We start from the raw sequence: 23,831 nt of genomic DNA, 5'->3' as shown, positions 1-23,831 counted from the left end.
TTTAGGGTCGGTCAATACATATGTGTCGTATATATAAAGAGCATAACAGAATAATATAAATGGAATCACTCGATAAACATCATACAATAACCATTGAAGAATCTTTACTACTCAAATATATAATTGGAGAGACAACAGATATTGAAAAAAAATTGATAGAAGAATGGTCTGACGAAAACAGTGAAAACGAAAAGATACTTACCCAGCTTGCCAAGATATACTATGCCCGGAAAACTCAGCAAAGAATTAAAAACCGCGATATCGATTCAGCTTTCCACAAGGTAGAAAAAAGAATAAATAAAAAGAGAAGACTCCTATTCCTAACACGAACCGCAGTAGCAGCTTCTCTTATTATTGGCTTTTTGGGAATAGCATCTCTGTTCTTGCAACAGTCGGGTGTACAGGAAACCTTTATGGCATCCATGATTACAGTGCGATCTAACGATAATTTACGTACACAACTTGTGCTTCCCGACGGAACGGAAGTACATCTCAATGCGGGCAGCAGCCTTACATATCCATCTCATTATATAGGAAAAGAACGAAAAGTTATCCTCTCGGGAGAAGCTTATTTTAAAGTTACCCACAATGATGAACAACCTTTTATAGTGAGCACTCCGGATAAAAAATACAATATCCGGGTAGTTGGCACGGAATTTAATATGCAGGCTTACGAAGAAGATAATATTATACAGACCACCCTCGTTTCGGGCAGTGTCAAATTAAATATTAAAGGTCAGGATTCAGAAACAGTATTAAGACCTTCTCAGAAAGCCGTTTATTCCACAGAAACAAGCAAACTGGAAGTAGTGGCCGCGAATACCGACCGTGAAACAGACTGGATGTACGGGCGTTTAGTATTCAGGAAAACCCCACTACCAGAAGTGTTAGCCCGTTTGTCGCGCTTCTATAACGTAGAATTTGATGTAAAAAACAAGATTATCAATACCTATACTTTTACAGGAACATTCGAAGATAAACCATTATATCAGGTATTGGACTACATGAAAATCTCATCGAGGATAAACCATACAATAACATATCAAAAAGATGATAAAGGAACAACCAAATCAGTCATAATATTAAGAAAATAAAAAAACTGTTTTAACTAATACTAACTAACCTTTAAAAAATCTGTTGCCTATGAAAAAATGAGAACCTATATCTAATAAAAAACACGGAAACATGTTACCAGCATATTTCCGTGCCAAAACAAATCGAAAAACAATTTATTTTATACTTAAAGCATAACAAAAATATGAGAAAAAATTTTCATCTCCAACAAACTTGGGGGTATTGTAACCGTTTCCTCAAGTTACACAAAATTCCTCTTGCTATGAAATTATCCCTGATATTGCTAGTTTTATCTATAAATGTGGCATTTGCGTCACATTCTTATGCTCAACAAGTTACATTATCACTCGACATTGAAAACAAAAAAGTGGCTGATGTACTTGACGAAATCGAAAAACAGTCTGAATTCCGCTTTTACTATAATAACAAGCTGGTCGATGTAGACCGTGTGGTATCAGTAAAAGCAGAGAGAAAGGCTGTTTTTTCTATCCTCGATGAATTATTTTCCGGTCATAATGTAGAATACAAAGTAATTGACAAAGATGTTATCCTTACAGAGAAAAACAATCCCGATACTGATACTAATATTCAGAGTGCTGTTCAGCAACAAATAAAAATAACAGGTGTGATAAAAGATTCATCCGGAGAAACAATGCCCGGGGTGAGCGTTGCACTTAAAGGTACTACCACTGGTACTATTACAAACCACGACGGACAATATTCCATTAACATTCCTGATGGAAATGCGGTTCTTGTTTTTTCAATGATTGGGTTCATAAAACAGGAAGAACATGTAGGAACCAGAAGAACTATAGATATTACACTCCAGGAAGAGATACGGGAAATGGATGAAGTAGTTGTTATCGGATACGGTACAGTAAAAAGAGTCAATCTTGGAGGTGCTGTTGGAACTGCTGATTCTAAAGTCTTTCAATCGCGTCCGGTAAATAATGCAGCAAATGCATTGCAAGGAGAAATTCCCGGGCTAACTGTTATCCGTACAAGCGGTGCCCCGGGAAGCAGCCCTACTGTGCGCATTCGTGATGTATCTTCTAAAAATGGTGGTTCTCCTTTAATTATAATAGATGGAGCGGAGGGTGACCTAAATGCAATAAATCCGGCCGATATTGAAAATGTATCTGTACTTAAAGACGGTTCGGCTGCTATTTATGGTTCGCGTGCATCTGATGGGGTGATACTGATTACCACAAAAGGAGGTAAAAGAAATCAGAAAATGAAAATATCGTTAGATGCTTCATATTCTATCAAGACACCTTCCATTATCAAAAAAACAACTAATTTATACCAGCATGCTGTTATGGGACTGGAAATTAAAGACGGGTCTTTTCAGCCGGAATATAGTGAAAATGAACTGGCTTTGATTCTTGCAGGAAGTGATGAAGTCGTTCTTGGATCCACATGGGGAATATGGAACGGATTTCCTAAATTCTATAAAAATCAGGATTGGAATGATATAATGATCGGCAACGGGGCTATTCAGAATTATGCTGTGAGTCTCACCGGAGGTGGCGAAAAATATTCTTACATGATTTCATTAGGACATCAGAAAGAGGATGGAATCCTAAAATTCGGAACTGATAATAATAAGAGATATTTCGTCAGGGCTAAGTCTAATATAGAATTAATGAAAAACTTAGACTTGGATATTAACCTATCTTACGAAGCATCGAGCAGAAATTATTCCTCCGTTATAGGTGACGGGATGAACATTTGGGAGCTGATTTATAAAAATTACAGTTGGGCGCCAATGTTAAACCCTGCAGGAGAATATTACTCTTTTCAGGGATATGGTAATCCTGCACAATTCCTCGAAGAAGGTGGAAAATCTAATATGACTACCGGGAATTTCACTATCAACAATCAGCTTCGCTGGCAGGTTATAGATGGACTCAATATCTTAGGAAGAGCAGTTATACGCAAAGCAGATAACGATAAAAATATTGTCAATAAGTCAATATATGCTCGTAACTGGGAGAATGTAAACCATCAAACTCACGTAGTGCCAAATAGTGCGGAGCGCAACTATAGTAAAACGCTTTATAAGAATTTTACTCTCTATGCAGAATATAAAAAGACATTTGGTTTGCATGACCTTGGACTTATGGCCGGTGGAGCAAACGAGTCTTCTGATTATGACCATATGAAAGCCAGACGTATAAACTTCGATCAACAAGAGAATATGTCTTTACAACTAGGAAGTTCAAAAGATCAGGAAGCTTGGAGCGATGGAAATGCGTGGACTCTCAATTCTTTCTTCTCGAGGGTTAATTATGGTTTTGCAGGAAAATACTTTGTAGAAGGGACTTTACGTGCAGACGGTAGTTCTCGTTTCCACCCTGATCATCGTTGGGGATGGTTTCCGGGAGTAAATCTAACCTGGCGTCTGGGAGAAGAGAAATTTATGAAGTCTTTAATCATTTTCGATGATCTCAAATTCAGAGCATCTTACGGGGAGATGGGAAATCAATCCGGTATCGGACTATATGACTATATAAAAACGATCTCCATTAGTGGCAGCTATTATCCTTTTGTTGAAGGACAAAAAGGGCAAATGGCAGATGTTAAGAAATTAACTTCTCTTTTGCGTACATGGGAAACAATCTACTCGAAGAATCTAGGTGTAGACTTCTCAGTTTTGAATAACAGACTACATGGCTCGTTCGATTATTTCTGGAAAGAGAATAAAAATATGCTTGTGCCGGTAACCTATCCTACTGTTTTAGGAACGTCTGCTCCTGCCACAAACGATGGCCATTTGAAGGTTCATGGTTGGGAGTTGCAAATAGGATGGAGAGACCAGATTGGAAATTTCAGCTATTCTGTAAGAGCCAATATAAGTGATGCTCAAAACAAAATTGCACGCAGAATCGGAGATGAAGTTATCGGTCTTGGTAGGAATAATCATCCTGCAGGATATCCAATGAGTTCATATTTTGGATATGTATTTGATGGAATTATTCAGAACAAACAAGAATTGGCCGATTATAAAGCTCTTTTCTCAAATGGAGGATTACCTGGAGAATTGGCTGTTGGAGACGCTAAATACAAAGACCTTGATGGCGACGGTAAATTATCTGTTCTTGGCGATGGAAAAGAAGGAAGCGGCGACGTTGTTTACCTTGGAAATACTAATCCGCGATATTCTTTCGGATTAAATATTAACATGGAGTATAAAGGCTTTGATTTCGGAGCTTTCATGCAAGGAGTAGGTAAGCGAACTATATTTTTGGAAGGTGAAGCAAGTATACCTTTTTATTATTCTTGGTTTCAATCTCCTGAATATTGGTATGGTAAAACTTGGACACCGGAAAGAATCGACGCAAAATATCCGGCAATAACGCTGAAAGGAAAAAGAACTTACAATTATCAGGTCTCTACAAATACAAAGCATAGTGCCGCCTATGCACGCCTGAAAAATATTCAGGTTGGTTATACTTTACCTAAGAATATTGTTTCGAAAGTCAATCTGGAGAAAGTCAGATTCTACTTTAGTGGAGAAGATGTATTTGAGATAATGAATTTGCCTGATGGATGGGATCCCGAAGATGGAGGATCGTATAATGGTTATCCTTTTACCCGCAATTTTTCATTTGGGGTAAATATTGTTTTCTAATTTTTGAAAAATAATAGATCATGAAAAAAATATATTTAATTTCAATCTTTGTCGCAATGGTAATGATGGTATCCATGAATGCCTGTCAGGATATAAATCTATTACCAAAAAATGAGTTAGCAGACGATTTGTTTTGGAAAAGTCCGGAGGATTATATGAAAGCTGTGAATTCTCTCTATAACAGCATGGAATCTTTCGATGCAAGAGATACAGATAGTGATATCTCTTACGGACTTAACGAAAACTCCACAAGTAACGGCACATACATTGCTGCAAATACCGATGGCGCCTGGAACGACCGATTTTCTGATTTGCGTCAGTGTAATAGAATCATAGAAGCAAGTAAAACATATGCCAAGGATTTTTCTGAAATAGAAAGATATGTAGCTGAGGCTCATTTTTTCCGTGCTTATAATTATTGGAGGCTGATGAAAAGGTTTACCGATGTTCCTATTATAAAAGTCCCTTTAAATGTAGACTCTCCCGAACTCTATGCTAAAAGAGACTCACAGAAGGACGTAGAAGATTTCATCTTATCTGACCTTGAAGAATGTTACTCTAAACTGCCTAAGAAAAGCGAACTGAAATCTGACGAAAAAGGGCGCGTTACACAAGGAGCAGCTTTAGCATTAAAGGCAAGAGTGGCGCTTTACAGCGGCACCTGGGCAAAATATCATAAACACCGCGATGATTATAAGCAACTACTCGACCAGGCAATTACTGCTGCTGAGCTTGTAAGGGTAAGCGGTGAATACCAACTCTTCGAAAGCGAAGGAGATGACAGTTATCGTCAACTATTTATTGACAAAGGAGATAATGCGAATGAGGCTATTCTTGACAACCGTTATGAAAAAGATATTCGCATGCATTCCACATCCCATTCTGTTTTTTATGGATGGAGAGATATACCTACAAAGAAGATGGCCGATATGTATCTGTGTAAAAGCACGGGCTTACCTATTGAAGTGAATGGCTCCGGATTTAAAGGTTATGAAACGATAAAAGACGAATTTGAAAATCGTGATCCTCGTATGTCACAAACTTTTCTTATACCGGGAACGGAATATATAAATGTGGAATTTGGAAATGCTGTCTGTAATCCTAAATTCAATATCCGCCCTGAAACCCGTACAGGATATAAATCATGGAAATTCATGGGGGAAATAGTTGGTATAGGGATAAATAGTTCTGCTTATGATTATCATATTATCCGTTATCCCGAAGTACTGCTTATTCTGGCTGAAGCAACATTTGAAAAAGAAGAGAAGATAAGTAATGAAGTACTAAAAAATACAATAAATGTTATCCGGGGTAGAAAAGGAGTAGAAATGCCACCATTGACTAATGAGTTTGTTAATGCAAATGGTTTGGACATGCTTACCGAAATACGCAGAGAACGTACTGTTGAACTAGCTTTTGAAGGATTCAGACGAGATGACCTCAGACGTTGGAAAACAGCCGAAACGGAACTAAAGCAGGCAATACGGGGCATAAAATACAAAGGAACAGAATACGAGGAACTAGAAGTGTTGAACGATAATAATCCGGGCTCAGTAGATGCTGATGGCTTCCTTATTGTAGAGCCCGCAGCAAATCGCTTCTTTACAGCCCCCAAACATTATTATTATTCGCTTCCACTGGATGAAACAATCAAAAATTCAAATTTACTTCCCAACAACCCGGGTTGGTAAAGCGATTAATAAAATATTAAATTATAAGAAAGATGATCAAAACGTATAAGATTTTATTTGTTTTTATTCTCCTATTTGTCTTTAGTACTTTTATTATCAGTATTCAAGGACAAAATAAGGCGAAGGTTCCTGATCAATTGATGGGCAATCGTTTCCTGACCTTTAATACGATTATCCGTGTCAACCAGATCGAAGTTAGCCGCGACAGGAATGAAGGAATGGACGAACGCGGTGCTCATACTCCCGAACGCGTCATTGCATTCCGCGAGGCTATTTCCTCAGAATATCCCGAAGCTCGAATCACCTGGGCGTTCAGCTGGCTGGCCCTGCACGACCAAACCGACAACTATAAGAAAATACGTGAACTGGTAGTCGGCTATCATCATAAGTACGGGGATGATATCACTTTCATCCCGGGGGCTTACTTCGCAAATGCATATAATTCACGTGAGCAGGTAAACAAGGATCTGCACGACGGGCTGGCAAAAGTCAGCGAGATCGTAGGTAACGGATTCCGCCCTAAAAGTGTGCTGGCTGGATTCCTTGCTGCCGAAAATCAGCAGTATCTGGCTGAAAAGGAAGGTATTCATGTTTGTCAGGGAAACATATGGAGCCAATTCTCTATCGATAATCAGGACGGCGACGGGGCTGTTTCCTACCCTTTCTATCCCTCAAAAGAGCATTTCTGTAAACCGGCGCAGGGGAAAGACGATTTTATCGACTGTGTAAACCTCGACGGATGGTCGATGGATTTCCTTGCTGCCCGCAGGGATGGTTTTGCCGGAGGTTTCAACAGCCGGATGGGGGTAGGACCTATAGAAACGATTTATGCATACGGAAAGCTTATCGGACTCACAGAAATGCTGCATACAACAGCCTTACATTATGACAGGGGTTTTGAACTGAATGGCTTTGCATGGGTTACAAACTGCTGGGAATTATCACTACCGATCGATGTTTCAGGATTGAAAGACTGGCTGAACGAGATCAAGCGGAACTGGTCGGATGTAAAGTTTATCACTCAAGGTGAATTCGGATTACTTTGGAGGGAACATTACAAGGATAATTCCTTCAATTACCGTTTCGAACAGAAAGGTTCGGGCATCGGAGGTTCGGATATCAACCTGCAGATACGCTGGTTTATGAATAAGGATTTCCGGCTGGCGTTGGTCAAAGACTGGCAGAAGAACAGGAGAAATGCCGAATATGTAATTGATTTTACCAATTACAACCTGAAAGCGGAAGAGCCCAAGGATATGACCCGTAAATGGAGCCTGCTGGGTGAAATCAACCAGAAACAGTCACGCCCGCAGGACAGGCCCAAACCTATCAGTCAAATATCAACCGAAGGAATTTCGTTAATTAAAAAACATTACCCATATTTGTATTCAGATTAACAAAGTGCCTGAAAGAAACTAAATAATTATCCGGCTGTTTATCGTCCAATAAACAGCCGGTTATGTTAACCATAATTTGAAATTAATTAAATCACTTATGAATCTAAGAAAAGTATTGGCTGCTGTACTAGTACTCTGTATTGTATGTATGAGCTGTAATCCTAAACCAGATAAGGCCAAAAATGAGAATGCATCGGATACGCCTCGAATTATCAATATTGTTAATTTTATCCGACAGACTGACTACCGTGTACAAAATGCCGACAGCCTGCTGTTTGAGACAGTTGAGGAACAAATCAAATTGCTGAATAAGTATTCTTTTTCAGCCACTTTTTTACTACAGTACGACGCATTAATAAATCCGCTATATCAGAATTTATTGAAGAAAGAATTAAAATCGGATTCGGAAATCGGTGCGTGGTGGGAAATCACGCAGCCTCATGTTGAAGCAGCCGGTATAAAGTGGCGGGGAGAACATTCCTGGGTTTCTCATGCAAACATTGCATTTACAACCGGATATACTCCGCAAGAAAGAGAGAAACTGGTAGATGTATACATGGAAAAATTTAATGAGATATTTGGCAAATACCCTGAATCGGTAGGTTCGTGGTATATCGATTCGCATACGCTCGCATATATGTACGATAAATACAAAATAATTGCTTCGTGCAACTGTAAAGACCAAGTCGGTACCGACGGATATACTCTTTGGGGCGGATATTGGAATCAAGCTTATTATCCAAGTAAGCTGAATGCCTACATGCCTGCACAAACGACAGAAGGACAGATACCTGTTCCCATCTTCCGCATGTTGGGCAGCGACCCTATTTACCAATATGATACAGGACTGGGACACGAAAGACAGGGAGTTATATCATTGGAGCCTGTATACAGGGATTCCGGCATGGATAAAAAATGGGTTGAATATTTTCTTGAATCCATTGTAAATCAACCATGCCTTGCATTCAATTATGCACAGGCCGGCCAAGAAAATTCTTTCACTTGGAACGGTATGCAGAAAGGTCTGGAAATGCAGTTCCCTATATTCGACTCCCTTAAGAAAATGGATAAGATCAAGATACAAACACTGGGCGAATCAGGAAAATGGTTTAAAGAGAAATTCCCGACCACTCCTCCTACAGCAGTGACAACCCTGACGGATATACGGAATGAAGGCCGCAAAACCGTTTGGTTCAACAGCCGTTATTATCGCACAAATCTTTTATGGGAAGGAAAATCATTCCGTTTTCGCGATATACATCTTTTCGACGAAAAATTCGCATCTCCTTACCTCAATAAACCGGGAGAGGGCAATCAGTTCTTATACTTCACACTTCCTGTTGTAGACGGCTATATGTGGAGTACAACGGACTACAGAGCCGGACTTCGTATCAATAAGATAGATAAAGACGGGAATAAAAAAGAAGTCTTATTGATTGAGCCAACGGTAACGGAAATAGCTAAAGATATTCTGCAAGTGGAATGCAAGGACGAGAATAATAATGTCTTCAAAATAGTATTTCATGAGGACAAATTCGAAGTTTCCTGCCAGCCTGTAGAAAAAGATTTCAAATGGACACTTGAACTTAAAACGGCCCAAGGAAAAGAATTGCCGTTCCGTTCTATAGAGAAAAATCAGATCAGAGCCGAGTTTTCTGATTATAAATACGGTATTACATGTACAGAAGGAACAGTTGAAGGTGCTAATGCTGAAGCAGATTATATTTTCCGCCTGATACCTTCGGAGAATAAATTAGTTGTCGATTGTACAAATAAATTATAATATAACCTCCTCATTAATACCTTTAACAATGAAACAACTCATTACAATCGCAGTATTTACCTTATTAACATTCAATCCCGTCAAAGGGCAGGAATGGAAAAAACTGGCTGATGATTTTCAAACAATTCCAAGCTATGCCCGCCCTTGTCCTCTTTGGTTCTGGAACGACTCGAAAGTAGAAAAAGAAGAACTCATACGCCAGATGCATGATTTCAAAAAAGCTGGTTATGGAGGGCTAAGTATACTTCCTTTCGGAAAAGACTTCAAGCCAAAATATCTGACGGAGGAATACTTCGATGTCTATCGGACATGTATTGAGGAGGCTCAAAAAATAGGATTAAAGCTGTGCATTTATGATGAGTATGGTTTCCCTAGTGGCACTGCCGGTGACATTAACGGAGATGGTGTCGGACGCTTTAAACTGAAATATCCTGAATTTACCAACAAACGGCTCGATAAAACGGAATATCCGGCGAAATCCGGGAACACATTTACAATCAAACTCCCGGATGATCCGTTAATGGCCGTTGTGGCAATGGATACAACGAATTTAAAAAGGATTGATCTTATAGAATTTGTTAAGAATGGTAATCTGACTTGGCAAGTACCTAATGGCAGCTGGAAAGTAATGCTCTTTACCTGTGTTAATGCCGGAAACACAGTTATGGATTACTTGAGTCCGGAAGCTGCCGATCTTTATATAGGAATGACGCATGAAGAATATTACAAGCGCTTTTCTAAATATTTCGGGAATGTAATAGACGGCACTTTCTTCGACGAACCGACTATGTATTATGCCGATGGCCGTACTTGGACTCCTGATTTCAATAAAAAATTCGAAGCGACTTATGGTATCAATCCGGCACTGTACTATCCGGCTCTTTGGTATGATATAGGTGAAGAAACAGCCGAAGCCCGCAATTATCTTTTTGGCTTCCGTTCAGAATTGTATGCCGAAGGATATATCAAAAAAGTGAGCGAGTGGAGTAAAAAGCATGGTGTACATGCTACAGGCCATCAGGACAACGAAGAGATACTTAATAGTGTAGGCACATCCGGCGACTTTATGAAGTGCTTTAAATATCTCGATATTCCCGGTATAGATAAGATCGGTGGAGATCGTCCGGCAGAAAGATTCTATAAACTGGTTAGTTCAGCGGCTTACAACTGGGATCATTCACTGGTTATGTCGGAAACTTACGGGGCCATGGGAAATATAGACTGGCACCAGATATTCGGAATTGCAATGGATCAGTATGTAAAAGGAATTAATATGCTGATTCCGCACGCAGTATGGTATAATACCGAAAAGGTAGTGTTCAAGCCTGAACTTTCTTTACGGAATCCTATCTATGCAGACAGCATACCTATTCTTACAGATTATCTTTCGCGTCTTAATATACTGATGAAGAACGATGCGCGCTGGAAAGGTGATATTGCTGTATTATATCCGATTCACACGCAGCAGAGCGGACATTATATGGACGGGCCGTTGGGGCATTATAAAGGCGGAGTAGAAATTCCTGACCTCGACTATGTAAATGTAGGCGTCAATCTTTTCGATAGTCTCGGCTACGATCATATGTTCCTGCACCCGGATGTACTGGACGAGCAATGTATGATCGAGAAAGGCAAGTTGAAACTGAATAATAGGATACAGTACAATTCTTTTTCACACTTAGTAATTCCGGCTTGTAAAACGATTTCCATGAGCAATCTGGAAATGATTAAACAATTTGCAGATGCAGGTGGTATTGTCATTTTCACTACTCATTTGCCTGTGACGGGAACATTAAATGCAGATACTGAAAAGGTGAAACGAATGACTAATGATCTTATAAAGAAGAAAAATGTTCATTTTATTGAAAATCCTACTGTCGGTAATCTCCAACAGGTTATGAATAAATATCAGGATAGGTATGCGATGAATTTTACAGGTACTCCTGTTCGTAATATGCATAAGATACTTTATGGGAAGAATATATGGTTCCTCGCAAATCCAGATAAAAAAGATATAACTACAGAATTTGAATTGAAAGGTAAATATAATCTCGAAATTTGGGATCCGCATTCGGGAACAATATCCAAAAATCCGGAAGAAATAAAATCTGTAAATGGGAAAACATCGGTTAAGGTTAATCTTCCTGCTTGTCGGTCTTTATTCTTAATTGAGAAATAACAGTACAATCTTCAATAAGGCAACAAAGCAATAAATAAAGCAGATGGGAAGTGATTCTTCATCTGCATTTTATTCATAAGAGAATACCTAAAAAATCCGGATAGACCTGTGCGATCTATCCGGATGGGCATTTAAAAACTCATTTATTTACTACTTTAACCTCTTACCTTTTTATTTTGTAACCCAAAACGGAGCTTGTACTAATGTAGGGTCTTTATCGATCTCTCCTTGATGAACAGGGAACCAGTAACATTTTTTAGAATATATTTTTCTAAATGATTTCGTACGAACAAAAAAGGATTCAGGATCATTCTTATCGTCACTATATTTTGTTCCGCCAAAGTTCATTCCCATAACATCACCGTTGAGCAGTTTTTCACCTAATTTCAAACGGCGGATATCATCGTACCGTATACCCTCATTGTTGAGTTCTACACGGCGTTCGCGATAGATAGCTTCCCTCATTGCTGCCTGTCCGCTCGGAGCGGGAATCTGTCCTGCAGCCGAACCGTAAGTAGGAACTCCTGCCCGTTCCCGTATCAGGTTCAAATACTTTAAGATATCTGCACTACCCGGGCTGGATTCGTTTAAAGCTTCAGCATAATTCAGATATGCTTCTCCGAGGCGATAAACTATTCCCGGTCTGTAAGGTGTATAACCTTCGCGTCTGTTAGTCTCTGGATGATATTTTTTTCTTACCAGATATCCCTGTTGAGGTGCATCGTGAGTAGGGCCACCGTCCCATTCGCCGCTCATAAAACGCGTTGTCCTGCCTTCCGACTTGAACCATGCACCGTTGTATAACACTGAAACATAGAAGCGCGGCTCGCGATGACAATACATATTAAACGTGTTGGCCAGTGTGACTTTACCGTCTCCCTGAGTTTCGTTCCATTTAGTATTCCGTACTTCTTCCGTTGTAGAAAATCCTTTTTCGGAATAGCCTGATGTAGCATTGATAATAGGGGTATTATCTGCATTGTATCCCAAAATAGGAGGCAAACCGTTTTCCATAAAGAATGCATCGACCAATGACTGAGGAACGCCTAATCCACCATTTCCATTGCAACCACGAGGAGTTGCATGACCTTCATATTCGCCAAAATTACAATCGGGACGGACAAATAAGATCTCCTTATTTCCGTCAGCTTCCCTGCGGAACATCATATTCTGGTAAGACATAAACGGATCGATAGAACCATCTTCATTATATTCATAATATAACTTATGTCCGGCAGCATGTGCAGCATCTATAAGCTCTTTACAGGCTTTTGTGGCTCTGACCCATTTTTCAGCAGAATATGTTGAGTTAAATCTTTCCTTCCCATCATAATTCTGGAATCCGGCATAATCAGGATTTCCGTTTACTAACGGACTAGCTGCGAACAACAGCATTCTGGCACGTACAGCAAGACACATGATTGAAGTTGCACGGCCGTACATTCTGGCTTCGGAATAAGATGCAGGTAATTTCTTCGACAAATCGAAAAGTTGTCCGTCGACCCAGTCTACCATCTCGTCGAATGGTACCTGACCTTTCATTAGTTCTTCCACAGGGGCATTTACATCGACGACGTCATCGAAGAAAGGAACAGAACCGTATGCATTGGTATTAATCCAATAATAGTAAGCAATCAGAAAACGCGCCTCATTCTTCATATTCTCTACCTCTGCTTCGGATAAGTCGCGGGTAGGATGTACATTTTCTATAAAGATATATGCCTGACGAATACGTTGTGGCAGTTCGTTCCAGAAATTAGATTTCCACTCTGAATCGGTATACCAGTTACCCATTGTAAAGTCTATCGGTTTCCAATCCCATGGAGTCCAGCGATATGAGGGGGTCAGATCATCAGACATGGTATCATATCCGATATATTTTGCATACGACCATATAACATCGGGAATACCCGAATATATATTTGCCAGCCAGCCTTCCGTACGTTCTTTGTCATTGAAAATTATCTCGAGAGTGAGCTGGTCATCCGGAGCATTATCCAGAAAATCCGCACAACTGCTTACAGAAAAGCAAATTATCAGTAAATAGAAATACTTTATAAGTTTCATAATTATTAATGGTTATCAATGAGACTAAAAATTTATATCAAAACCCAGTGAAATAGATTTCATGATAGGATATTTGGCACCTGTAGCAGTATCCACCTCAGGATCCCACAATTTGAAATCAGATATTGTCAACAGATTATTACCACGCAGGTAAAGGCGCATATTGGCTACTCCTACTTTCTCCATCCATTTTTTAGGTAATGAATATCCTAGTTCTACATCCTTCATACGTAGCATACTCATATTACGCAGCCACCACGTCGACTGCTGGTTATTATTATCGTTGCGTGAAAGTGAAGCGCGCGGATAAAATACGTCCTGACTTGGGTTGTCAACCGTCCAACGATCATCGTAGTTAGTAAGGAAATTTCCTAAACCATTTGCAGATGGAAGGAAGTTTGCATCACCTATAAAGCGGTATGTACGTCCGTTACCCTGGAAGAAGAAACTGAAATCCCAGTTTTTAAAGCCGACATTTGCTCCGAATCCGTATATCAATTGCGGATCCCATGTACCCCCTATAGCCTTTTTATCTTTTGGGGTGATAACACCGTCACCGTCGACATCTACATATTTAATGTCTCCCGGGCGAAGCATATTTGTAAATGTCTGGTTGGCAATACCTTCTTTTAATTTCCCTGTTGCTACATCTTCAAAATCCTCTTCAGTAAATAAGCGTTCTGCCACCAAACCGAATAACTGACCTACCGGCCGGCCGGTTTCTGCACGGTGAGTGCCGATAACACCCGGAGCCTCATCTTTTTCTATTATTTCATTTACAGCATAAGTCACACTTCCGCGTACATTCAGATGCCAGTCATCGTTTATCCTCTTATGATAATCTAATGAAATATCTACCCCTTTGTTGTCTACTTTACCAAAGTTTGCCCATGGAGTATTTATAAAACCGGCTGCCGTAGGAATTGTATTACGCCTCATAAAGATATCTTTACGATGCTCTGAGAAGTAATCGACCTGAAGATCGAGTTCGTTCCACAACCCTAGCTCCACACCGATATTCATCTTTTCTACCGTTTCCCATTTAAGGTTTAAAATACCAAAGTCGCCTTCACGAAATCCTTTACGTTCGTAGTCGTTATTTGTTCCCCACCTGTAACCGTTATCCATTTGCTGAATAGTGGAAATATAAGCGAAACGCCGTCCATCGAGGTTATCATTACCAACTAACCCATATGAACCTCTGAATTTTATCTTAGAAAAAGTCTTCCTAAAAGGTTCCATAAACGGCTCTTCAGATAAATACCAACCCAAAGCGAAAGACGGGAAGAAGCCGAAACGATGGTCTTTTGCAAAGTTTTCAGATCCATTGTATCCGAAATTGAATTCGGCTATATAGCGATAATCATACGAATAAGAAAAACGTCCTGCAATCCCCTGGTGACGGTAAGGAACAGCATCTCCGTCGTCATAATCACGTTGATTATACAAGAACATTGCATCCACATTGTGCTTATCAAACATATGGTTATATGTTATATTTCCTTCGAAATAAGTACTTTTGTTTCCCCAGTCCTGCTTCTTTTCTGTACTTAAGAAATCTTTTCCGCGCTGAAACGGCGCCTCTAATTTAAGACTACCGTCTTCGTTACGCTCGGTGGCGGGACTATAAAGTGCAAGGTCTTTGAAGCGCTCTACCCAAGAGTTTGAATATCTGTCGAATGAAAAAATCCCTTTTATTTTCAATCCCGGCAGAATGAACTTCAAATCCTGCTCGAGGCCAAAAGTAGATTCGATCTTACTGCTGCTGCTTCTGCTAAAACCTTCCTGTGTAGCTTGTGCCCAAGGATTGGAACGATTTTTCAGGGTAGGAATTTCTCCTGTAGAATAAATCGTAGGGTGTACATAAGGCGGTGTTTCGAATGCTCTGTCAAATAAGTCGTTAACGCTTGCACGGGGAGCTACTTTCTCTTGTAAATATCCGCCTACGCCTATACGCAAAAGAGTTGTAGGAGTAATATTCACATCTACATTAGAGCGTAAATTATATTTATTCAGTCTTAAACTCGGATCCCATGATAAGCTCTTGTCGCGGACGAGAATTCCGTTTTCTCCGTAATATGAGCCTACCACTGCATAACGCAATGTATTGCTACCTCCACTTACGGTTATATTTGCACGATGATTAGATGCATGATCTTTCGATATGGCGTCTACCCAGTTTACATCAGGGTATAATTCCGGATCGACCCTATCACGGTATTTCGCTATTAGTTCAGGTCCGTAGAGTGGTGCCTCACCATTATCTGCGCGTATTTCGTCTACAAGAGACAAATAATCTGCCGAACCAATATACTTAGGCAATTTTACCGGTTTGGTAAAGCCTTGTTCAAAATGTACATTCACTGTCGGCTTTCCTATATTTCCGCGTTTTGTATTTATCAGTATAACACCGTTTGCTCCGCGTACACCGTAAACGGCACTGGCAGCTGCATCTTTCAATACAGAGAAAGATTCGATTTCGGCTGGATCCATATCATCTAGTGTCCGTTCGATACCATCTACCAATATAAGCGGACTACGGCTGTTATTCTGGAATGTAGAAATACCGCGTATCCAAAAGTGAGAGCCGTCATTTCCCGGTTCACCCGAACGCTGAACTCCTATCACTCCGGCTAGCTGACCGGCCAGATTGTTACTGACAGCACGTGTTGATCCCTGAAGACGTTGCGGTTCGATAGTAGTAATGGAACCCACAACAGATGCTTTTTTCTGCGTTCCGAACCCTACTACTACCACTTCATCCAGTTCACTGACTGTTTCTGTCATCACAATATTCAGGATTCGACGATTACCAACAGTTTCTTCTTTAGTCACAAATCCGATATATCTGAACTCAAGTATAGTCTTATTATTTGGAATAGATATCGAATATACTCCGTCGAGATCAGTGACCACACCATTGGTTGTTCCCTTTACAGTGACAGATACACCGATCAGGGGTTCCCCTTTCTCATCTGTAATCTGTCCTGTTATTCTGATTTTATCTTCTGCCGGTGTTTGCACGCTTTGCTCACTGTTTTTAGCTTGTCCTTTGAAAACAGAGATTTGGCGGCCGACAACATGGTAGTTAATACCGGTGTCAGATAGAACTTTATCCAATATTTCAGTGATGTTTTCATCACTTGCATTCAGGTTCGCATTTATCCGATTCAACTCAGGGCCTACTTCATCGGAAATAATAAACACATAGTCTGTCTGTTGTTCAATCTTCGAGAAAATCTGTTTTAAGCTGGCTTTGTTTACTTTCAATGATATGTTTGTTGTCTGAGAATACACATCATTAGCTTTTACAGAACAGACGCACAAAAAGAAAAGTAAGAATGAGACTTTCATAATTTTAAGAATGCGGTTCTCTTTTTTTACAGAAAATCGCTTAAGGTTAGGGTTTTCTTTCATACATTTGAAAATAGATTTAGTTATACATCTTGGAATTTTGTAAATTGAATCTCCGAATCGGACGATATTGGTAGTATTGTCCGATTCTTTTTGTTTTTCATGAGGTGTCAGATCATAGGCTAATCCTTGTTTTTAATTAGTATTACATTATTATTTCTTTCATATATTGTTGATGAAAAAGCCGAAATGGAATTCATTACGTCATCTAAATTATCAGACAAGAGCAGCTTGCCGCTATATGTTTTCTGAGCAAATGCAATATGGTCGCTTTTGTTGAAGGAAATATTATAGTATCTGCCTACCCTGTTCAATATATCTGCCAGCGTTGCTTTTCGGAAATTGAGAATACCATCTTTCCAACCGATGTACTCCTGTATATCCACTATTGATTTTTCTATGTTACCGGCGTTTATGGCAAGCATCTCGTTAGGCTTCATCGTCACGGAATTGGTCGGAGTAGTTACGCTCACTCTCCCTTCTACCAAAACTATAGAATTGACTGCATCGTCATCATATGCCGATACATTGAACTTTGTACCTAATACCTTTATATCAAATTGTGAAGAATGTATATAAAAAGGTTTGGCTTCATCTTTTGCTACATCGATATATATTTCACCCTTTACATTGATATCACGTGTTTTACCGTCAAATGCTGTGGGGAATTCCAGTTCGGTTCCTGAATTAAGCCATACTTTTGTACCATCAGCCAAGACTACTGACGAACGTTTTCCATAGGGTACAATAATTTTATTCAACTGTTTGTGCGACAAATCGAGATTTTCAATCTCCTCTCCATCCACTCCCTTAATAGAAGCCTGACCTTTATCTGTCAATTTTATTTCTACTTCCTGAGAAATAGCCAGAGATTTACCTCCACTGATTACCTGTATATTTTCACTGTTATTAGTTTCTCCGCTGATAGATGACATCAGATCAGAGTCTTCAGGAAGTACATCCTGATTATTCAGATAGCCGAATAATGTAGTTGCTACCAGAACCGCAATACATGCTGCAGATAAGGCAAATATATACAATCTCCTGCTGCGCTTTTTACGGGAAGCTATATCCCTTCTTATATTCGTTAAAAGAGTATTAGCCTGTATATCGGAAAGATGGTAATTGTTTAGTATAACGGATTTGAATTTGTCTATCGCTTCTTCCAAAGCTTGCCTGCATTCAGGGTTTTGCTCTTCAAAATCGGCCCAGTATTCATTAAGTTCTTTTGTACGGGTAAGTCTCCACTGAACAAAAATATCATTGTTCAGGAAATCCCGGTATGTATATATTTTTTTATTCGTCATTATATTAGCAGATTGCAGATTCTTCTTATAATGACGTCCGAGGTAAAAAAATGTCTACACTGTTTTTAATGTTTTTTGTGAAGTCAGAGATTTTTAACAAAAGAAGTACATAAAATAGTGAAAAACATTATCCTTTCGTTCAACGACAAATCCCTCATTTTATCCATGGCCCTGAATACAAGCATACGTGCCGACTTAGGTGTCATACCTAAAAGGTTAGCTATTTCATCATAGCTCATTTCCTGAATATAGCGTAAGTAAATTGCTTCTTTCTGTCTGTCGGTCAATGAACTCATCAATGATTCTACTTTTTTTATCATCAATGCCTTATCTTCTTCCTCGATCATTGTATCCAAAACAGAGACCTCGATATCGAAAGACAGAGAAGATGCATCGTCCGTTACATCTATATTCTTGTTTTTTTTATGTATGTCGAGCAGCCTGTTCTTCAGGCTTCGGAAAAGATAATGCTTTACATTTTCTATGGCAGATATCTCGTCTTTCTTAAGGTAATATAGTTTGCAGAATATATCATGAATCGCGTCCATGCAGATGTCGTGAGGAAATCCCAGACTGATACCATAGCTATATAGATTCTGCACATAATCGTTGTACAAAATGCCCGCATCGGTATCTTTCTCGTCTATGAAATTTTGTATCCGGGAAATATCAGACATAAGCTTATTTACAGTGTTTTGTAATCATGGTCTCAATGAAGCGATACACATCCTCCGGCAAAGATACAATTCTAATTGATATAATATCACCCTTTTAATCCAATCTTTACCCGAATGCATGATATAAAATTACTATTTAACAGAAATCCTGCATAACATTGCTGAATATATTTGCAGCAAAGCTATTGTTATAAATAGAAAATTTCCTACATTTGCTCTATTGATAAAATGCGAAAATTAAAACTCTAAACATACTAAAAAATATGAAATTTGTTGTTTCCAGCACTGCATTATTAAGTCACCTGCAAGCGATAAGCAAGGTTATTAATTCAAAAAACACGTTGCCCATTCTCGACTGCTTTTTGTTGGAACTGGAAGGTTCTACACTTACACTTACTGCCGCCGACTCCGAAACGCGCCTCGTAACCTCATTAGAAGTAAATGAAGCCGACGGAAGCGGAAAGTTTGCAGTAAATGCAAAGAATCTGCTCGATCCGCTGAAAGAATTACCGGAGCAGCCGCTTACATTCGAGATCAACAACGATAATCTGGAAACCTTCATTTTCTTCCACAACGGTAAATATAACTTTATCGGACAAAGTGGTGAAGACTATCCGCAGCCGAAAGAACTCAGAGAAACAGCTGTCAGTCTCAGCATCGACCCACAGGTACTATTTTCGGGTATCAACCGTACACTATTTGCCAGTGCCGATGACGAACTTCGTCCTGTGATGAACGGAGTATATTTCGACATTACATCCGAAGATCTTACCTTTGTGGCATCCGACGGACATAAGCTGGTCCGCTGCAAAACGCTGGCTGCAAAAGGCGCAGAACGTGCTTCATTCATACTGCCTAAGAAACCGGCCAACTTACTGAAAGCTATCCTGCCGAAAGAATCGGAAACAGTAGAATTGAAGTTTGACGAAAATAACGCTTACATTAAGATGTCGAGTTATACTATGACCTGCCGTTTTATCGAAGGCCGTTATCCAAACTATAATTCTGTAATTCCGCAGAATAATCCGAACAAAGTGATTCTCGACCGTCTTGCATTCCTGAATGCGCTGAAACGCGTTTCGGTATTCTCCAATCAGGCAAGTAATCTGATAAAGTTGCAGCTATCTGACAATAATATAGTAATCACGGCTCAGGATATCGATTTCTCTACTGCTGCCGAAGAAACTATTCCTTGCGAATATACAGGAGCACCGATGAACATCGGATTTAAATCGAGCTTCCTTATCGAGATACTGAACAACATTCCGTCTACAGATATCTCACTGGAACTTTCCGATCCTTCACGCGCCGGACTTATCATCCCTGCGGAAAATGAAGAGAACGAAGACCTTCTGATGCTGTTAATGCCGATGATGCTTAACGACTAAGAAACAGGATTAACCACAAAAAATATATAGACTTTATCATTCTTCTGTTCGATTATAATGGGGAATGATAAAGTTTTTTCTTAAAAGCTTATGGAACTAAACCTTAGAAATCCGCTCATATTCTTCGACCTCGAAACTACCGGTACCGACACTGTAAAGGATAGGATAGTGGAAATATCATACCTCAAAGTATATCCTAACGGGAAGCAGGAAGTAAAAACCAAAAGGCTGAATCCCGAGATGCCTATCCCGCCTTCATCATCAGCCATACATGGTATATATGACGAAGATGTGGCTGATTGTCCTACTTTCAAGCAGATAGCAAAATCATTGGCCGACCAAATGGAAGGATGCGATCTGGCAGGTTTTAATTCCAGCCGCTTCGATATACCACTTATTGCCGAAGAATTTCTGCGTGCAGGAGTCGATATCGATTTCAGCAGGCGTAAGATGATAGATGTACAGATCATCTTCCATAAGAAAGAGCAGCGCACGCTTGAGGCTGCATATAAATTCTACTGCGATAAGGAGCTTACCGACGCCCACTCTGCCGAAGCTGATACACTGGCTACCTACGAAGTGCTGAAAGCCCAGCTGGACAAATATCCCGATCTTGTAAACGATATCGAAAAGCTGGCCGAAGAGTTCTCCTTCTTTAATAATAATGTAGACCTTGCCGGACGTATCATCAGGGACGAAAACGGAGTGGAAATATTCAACTTCGGTAAGCATAAGGGAAAGTCCGTTTCGGAAGTGCTGAAAAAGGAACCCAGCTTCTATGCATGGATGATGGATGCAGATTTCCCATTGAACACCAAGCAGGTACTTACTAAAATCAAGTTGAGAGAGATGCAGAAATAGGCAATTTTCCTTCAAAGAAGCCTTTTCGACATTTACACTTTTTAACTATATACTGTTAAAAGGTAACAAAAGTAACGGATTTTACAGTTAACAGTCCACAGTTATCAGTTAACAGTATCTCTTTGCGTCCTTGCGACTTTGCGAGAGACAATGTTAAAAGGTAACAAAAGTAACAGGATTCAATTAATAATTAAAAATGAACAATTAATAATCCCGTAACTTGTAACTGTCCGCAGGGCGAAGTAACTTGTAACAAAAACCTATGTCAAAGAGCTAATAGCTATCAGCTACCGGCTAAAAGCTATAAAACAATATAGATAAAGATGTTCCAAAAATAAATTGTAATTTTGGAACATCTTTAAAAATCAGAATATGGAATGGGAAGGCAGTATCATCCGGCAACTGAAATGGTCGGATACAATAATAAATAGAGAAGGGAAAGAAAAGGTCGCTAAAGAAATAGCAGCCAAAATGAAAGATGGGCAGGTAATCGGCGCAGGTTCGGGTTCTACTGTATATATTGCGTTGATTGCGATAGCCGAAAGGATACAAAAAGAAAACCTACATATCGAAATCATTCCTTCATCACAGGAAATATCTATGACATGTATTCAGCTGGGAATACCGCAAACCACGTTACTAAATAAAAAACCTGACTGGACATTCGACGGGGCTGATGAAGTCGATGCTGAAAAAAATCTGATCAAAGGACGCGGAGGAGCCATGTTTAAAGAAAAATTACTGATCCGCAATAGTTCTGAAACTTACATTATAGTCGATGAATCGAAGTTTGTAAACCGCCTCGGAGAGAAATTCCCCGTACCTGTAGAAATATTTCCTTTATCCTTGCCCTATGCCGAACAGGAATTAAAAGCTTTAGGAGGTCGTGATATAACATTAAGGATGGCAAAAGGCAAAGACGGCCCGATCTTTACCGAAAACGGTAACCTCATTCTGGATGTATGGTTCGACAAGATCGATAATGATATGGAACACAAAATAAAATCGGTTACGGGAGTAATTGAAAGCGGATTGTTTATCGGATACTATGTGAACATACTGGTATCCAAATCTATATAAAACAATATGAGGCTGCCTCACGGCAACCTCATACTCAATAACTAATAACTTCTTTATACAATCTTTTTTATGGAAACATAATTTTTGCTGTATCCGAGCCTAGTGTTACCCTTACGGAAGCATTTTCGTTCTTCGGATTCCAGTTCATAACTTTGCATTCCGATTTTGGAAGATTTATATAATAATCTCTGCTTCCGGTAAGATTTTCCGTATCGATATCACACTTATCTATAGTCCAGTTGTGCAAATGATCGAGATCTATATCCAATGCCGCAGTTTTACTATCCTTCATCGTAAAACGTCCCCAATTCCGTATCAAAGGACGAACTATATCAGCAGTACAATTAATGATCTCAAGATCAGCTCCTGTCACATCCAGATTGATTTCTCTTGCATCTAAGTCTTTTGCCGAAGCTCTTATGCCTGTTATATTACTCGATACATTTACCAGAGAGTCAACGTATACAATAAAATTCATATCATTAATGTAACTCTCTTTTTCTTCCGACTCTTGAAGGTCGTCAATCAGGCTCTGTATTTTCACATCAATGATAAGCTTCTTATTTTCTGTAGAATAGCTGACGTATTCCTTTAATTTCTTCGGCACAAATATCTTTCCTATCTGTGCCTTATCATTCGACTGTTTGATTTCAATATTCCCGTCGCAACATTTATAAAAATCAGACATATCGTGTTTTTTGCGGTATTCTTCCGAAAAAATCTCAGAACGGATTTCCACAGCACCTTGTGCAAGTACATCCATTTCTACCATTTCCTCACCCAGAGAAAAACCTCTCTTCATGTTTTCATCATAGTTCAGCGAGGTATAACATATGTAGCTTATAGCAATCACAAACACTGCTATTATAATGCCCAATACTATTTTAGTGGTAAGTCTCATATATTCTTGTTGTTATTGTTTCTTACTATATTCCTTATACATTTCCACGATTTCTTCTATCGGGATATTCAGCGTATACAACTGCTTGAAAAAAGCTTCAAGTTCTTCTTTCAGGAAAACATCTTTTCGCATGCCACGTATCCGCTTTTTTGCATCCGGAGCCACAAAGTAGCCGATACCACGCTTATTGTAAATCACTTCTACCGACTGTAGGTAATCGAACGTACGCATTACCGTATTGAAGTTGACTTCCACAATAACCGCATATTCCCTCACGGAAGGAATACGTTCGTCTTCCTTATATCTATCCAGCAGTATCTCATCGCAGATACGGTCGGCTATCTGCAGATAAATTGCCTTATTTTCTTTGAAATTCAT

15 protein-coding genes are annotated in these 23,831 nt (G+C 39.5%); 9 read left to right on the top strand and 6 right to left on the bottom strand.

Annotation, left to right across the window (positions count from 1 at the left end; genetic code table 11):
* Positions 1–59: 59 nt before the first annotated feature.
* The 6 genes from K348_RS0117470 to K348_RS0117445 all read left to right on the top strand — a co-directional run bounded on the left by K348_RS0117470 (position 60) and on the right by K348_RS0117445 (position 11,758).
* Positions 60–1,094: a FecR family protein gene (locus K348_RS0117470; RefSeq protein WP_029906831.1), complete on the top strand. Its 1,035-nt coding sequence runs from the start codon at positions 60–62 to the stop codon at positions 1,092–1,094.
* Positions 1,095–1,336: 242 nt separating this feature from the next.
* A complete protein-coding gene (locus K348_RS0117465; RefSeq protein ID WP_029906830.1) occupies positions 1,337–4,708 on the top strand; it encodes a TonB-dependent receptor in 3,372 nt (1,123 codons plus the stop codon).
* Positions 4,709–4,728: 20 nt separating this feature from the next.
* Positions 4,729–6,399 carry a RagB/SusD family nutrient uptake outer membrane protein gene (locus K348_RS0117460; RefSeq protein ID WP_029906829.1) on the top strand — a complete coding sequence of 557 codons (1,671 nt, stop codon included), beginning with the start codon at positions 4,729–4,731 and terminating at the stop codon, positions 6,397–6,399.
* A 32-nt stretch (positions 6,400–6,431) separates the two neighbouring features.
* Positions 6,432–7,796, top strand: a complete 1,365-nt coding sequence (locus K348_RS0117455; protein ID WP_051698013.1) for a DUF3863 domain-containing protein — start codon at positions 6,432–6,434, stop codon at positions 7,794–7,796.
* 97 nt (positions 7,797–7,893) lie between these two features.
* Positions 7,894–9,579, top strand: coding sequence for a hypothetical protein (locus tag K348_RS0117450; protein ID WP_029906827.1), 1,686 nt, complete (start codon positions 7,894–7,896; stop codon positions 9,577–9,579).
* A gap of 28 nt (positions 9,580–9,607) precedes the next feature.
* Positions 9,608–11,758, top strand: a complete 2,151-nt coding sequence (locus tag K348_RS0117445; protein WP_029906826.1) for a glycosyl hydrolase — start codon at positions 9,608–9,610, stop codon at positions 11,756–11,758.
* Positions 11,759–11,929: 171 nt separating this feature from the next.
* Here K348_RS0117445 and K348_RS0117440 read toward each other — a convergent pair whose 3' ends face one another.
* The 4 genes from K348_RS0117440 to K348_RS0117425 all read right to left on the bottom strand — a co-directional run bounded on the left by K348_RS0117440 (position 11,930) and on the right by K348_RS0117425 (position 19,223).
* The gene (locus K348_RS0117440; RefSeq protein WP_029906825.1) at positions 11,930–13,825 is read right to left on the bottom strand and encodes a RagB/SusD family nutrient uptake outer membrane protein; all 1,896 of its coding nucleotides are present in this window, start codon (positions 13,823–13,825) and stop codon (positions 11,930–11,932) included.
* Positions 13,826–13,849: 24 nt separating this feature from the next.
* Entirely contained in the window at positions 13,850–17,179 is a 3,330-nt protein-coding gene (locus tag K348_RS0117435) for a TonB-dependent receptor (RefSeq protein ID WP_081852617.1), read from the bottom strand.
* Between the two features lie 182 nt (positions 17,180–17,361).
* A complete protein-coding gene (locus K348_RS0117430) occupies positions 17,362–18,546 on the bottom strand; it encodes a FecR family protein (RefSeq protein WP_029906823.1) in 1,185 nt (394 codons plus the stop codon).
* Between the two features lie 83 nt (positions 18,547–18,629).
* The gene (locus K348_RS0117425; RefSeq protein ID WP_081852611.1) at positions 18,630–19,223 is read right to left on the bottom strand and encodes an RNA polymerase sigma factor; all 594 of its coding nucleotides are present in this window, start codon (positions 19,221–19,223) and stop codon (positions 18,630–18,632) included.
* Positions 19,224–19,486: 263 nt separating this feature from the next.
* On the opposite strand from K348_RS0117425, the gene dnaN reads away from it, so the two are divergent.
* The 3 genes from dnaN to rpiA all read left to right on the top strand — a co-directional run bounded on the left by dnaN (position 19,487) and on the right by rpiA (position 22,552).
* On the top strand, positions 19,487–20,611 hold the full coding sequence (gene dnaN, locus K348_RS0117420; protein ID WP_029906821.1) for a DNA polymerase III subunit beta: 1,125 nt from the start codon (positions 19,487–19,489) through the stop codon (positions 20,609–20,611).
* 90 nt (positions 20,612–20,701) lie between these two features.
* Positions 20,702–21,472, top strand: coding sequence for a 3'-5' exonuclease (locus K348_RS0117415; RefSeq protein ID WP_029906820.1), 771 nt, complete (start codon positions 20,702–20,704; stop codon positions 21,470–21,472).
* A 372-nt stretch (positions 21,473–21,844) separates the two neighbouring features.
* Complete coding sequence (gene rpiA / locus K348_RS0117410) at positions 21,845–22,552, top strand: ribose 5-phosphate isomerase A (RefSeq protein WP_029906819.1); 708 nt, start codon at positions 21,845–21,847, stop codon at positions 22,550–22,552.
* Between the two features lie 67 nt (positions 22,553–22,619).
* Here rpiA and K348_RS0117405 read toward each other — a convergent pair whose 3' ends face one another.
* Both K348_RS0117405 and K348_RS0117400 read right to left on the bottom strand, forming a co-directional pair.
* On the bottom strand, positions 22,620–23,453 hold the full coding sequence (locus K348_RS0117405) for a hypothetical protein (protein WP_029906818.1): 834 nt from the start codon (positions 23,451–23,453) through the stop codon (positions 22,620–22,622).
* A 12-nt stretch (positions 23,454–23,465) separates the two neighbouring features.
* The gene (locus K348_RS0117400) at positions 23,466–23,831 is read right to left on the bottom strand and encodes a GntR family transcriptional regulator (RefSeq protein WP_029906817.1); all 366 of its coding nucleotides are present in this window, start codon (positions 23,829–23,831) and stop codon (positions 23,466–23,468) included.

It is taken from the genome of Prevotella sp. 10(H) (assembly GCF_000711235.1).
GTDB lineage: Bacteria > Bacteroidota > Bacteroidia > Bacteroidales > Dysgonomonadaceae > Dysgonomonas.
Note: the sequence above shows the minus strand (reverse complement) of the source record. Positions and strands in the feature narration are given on the sequence as shown.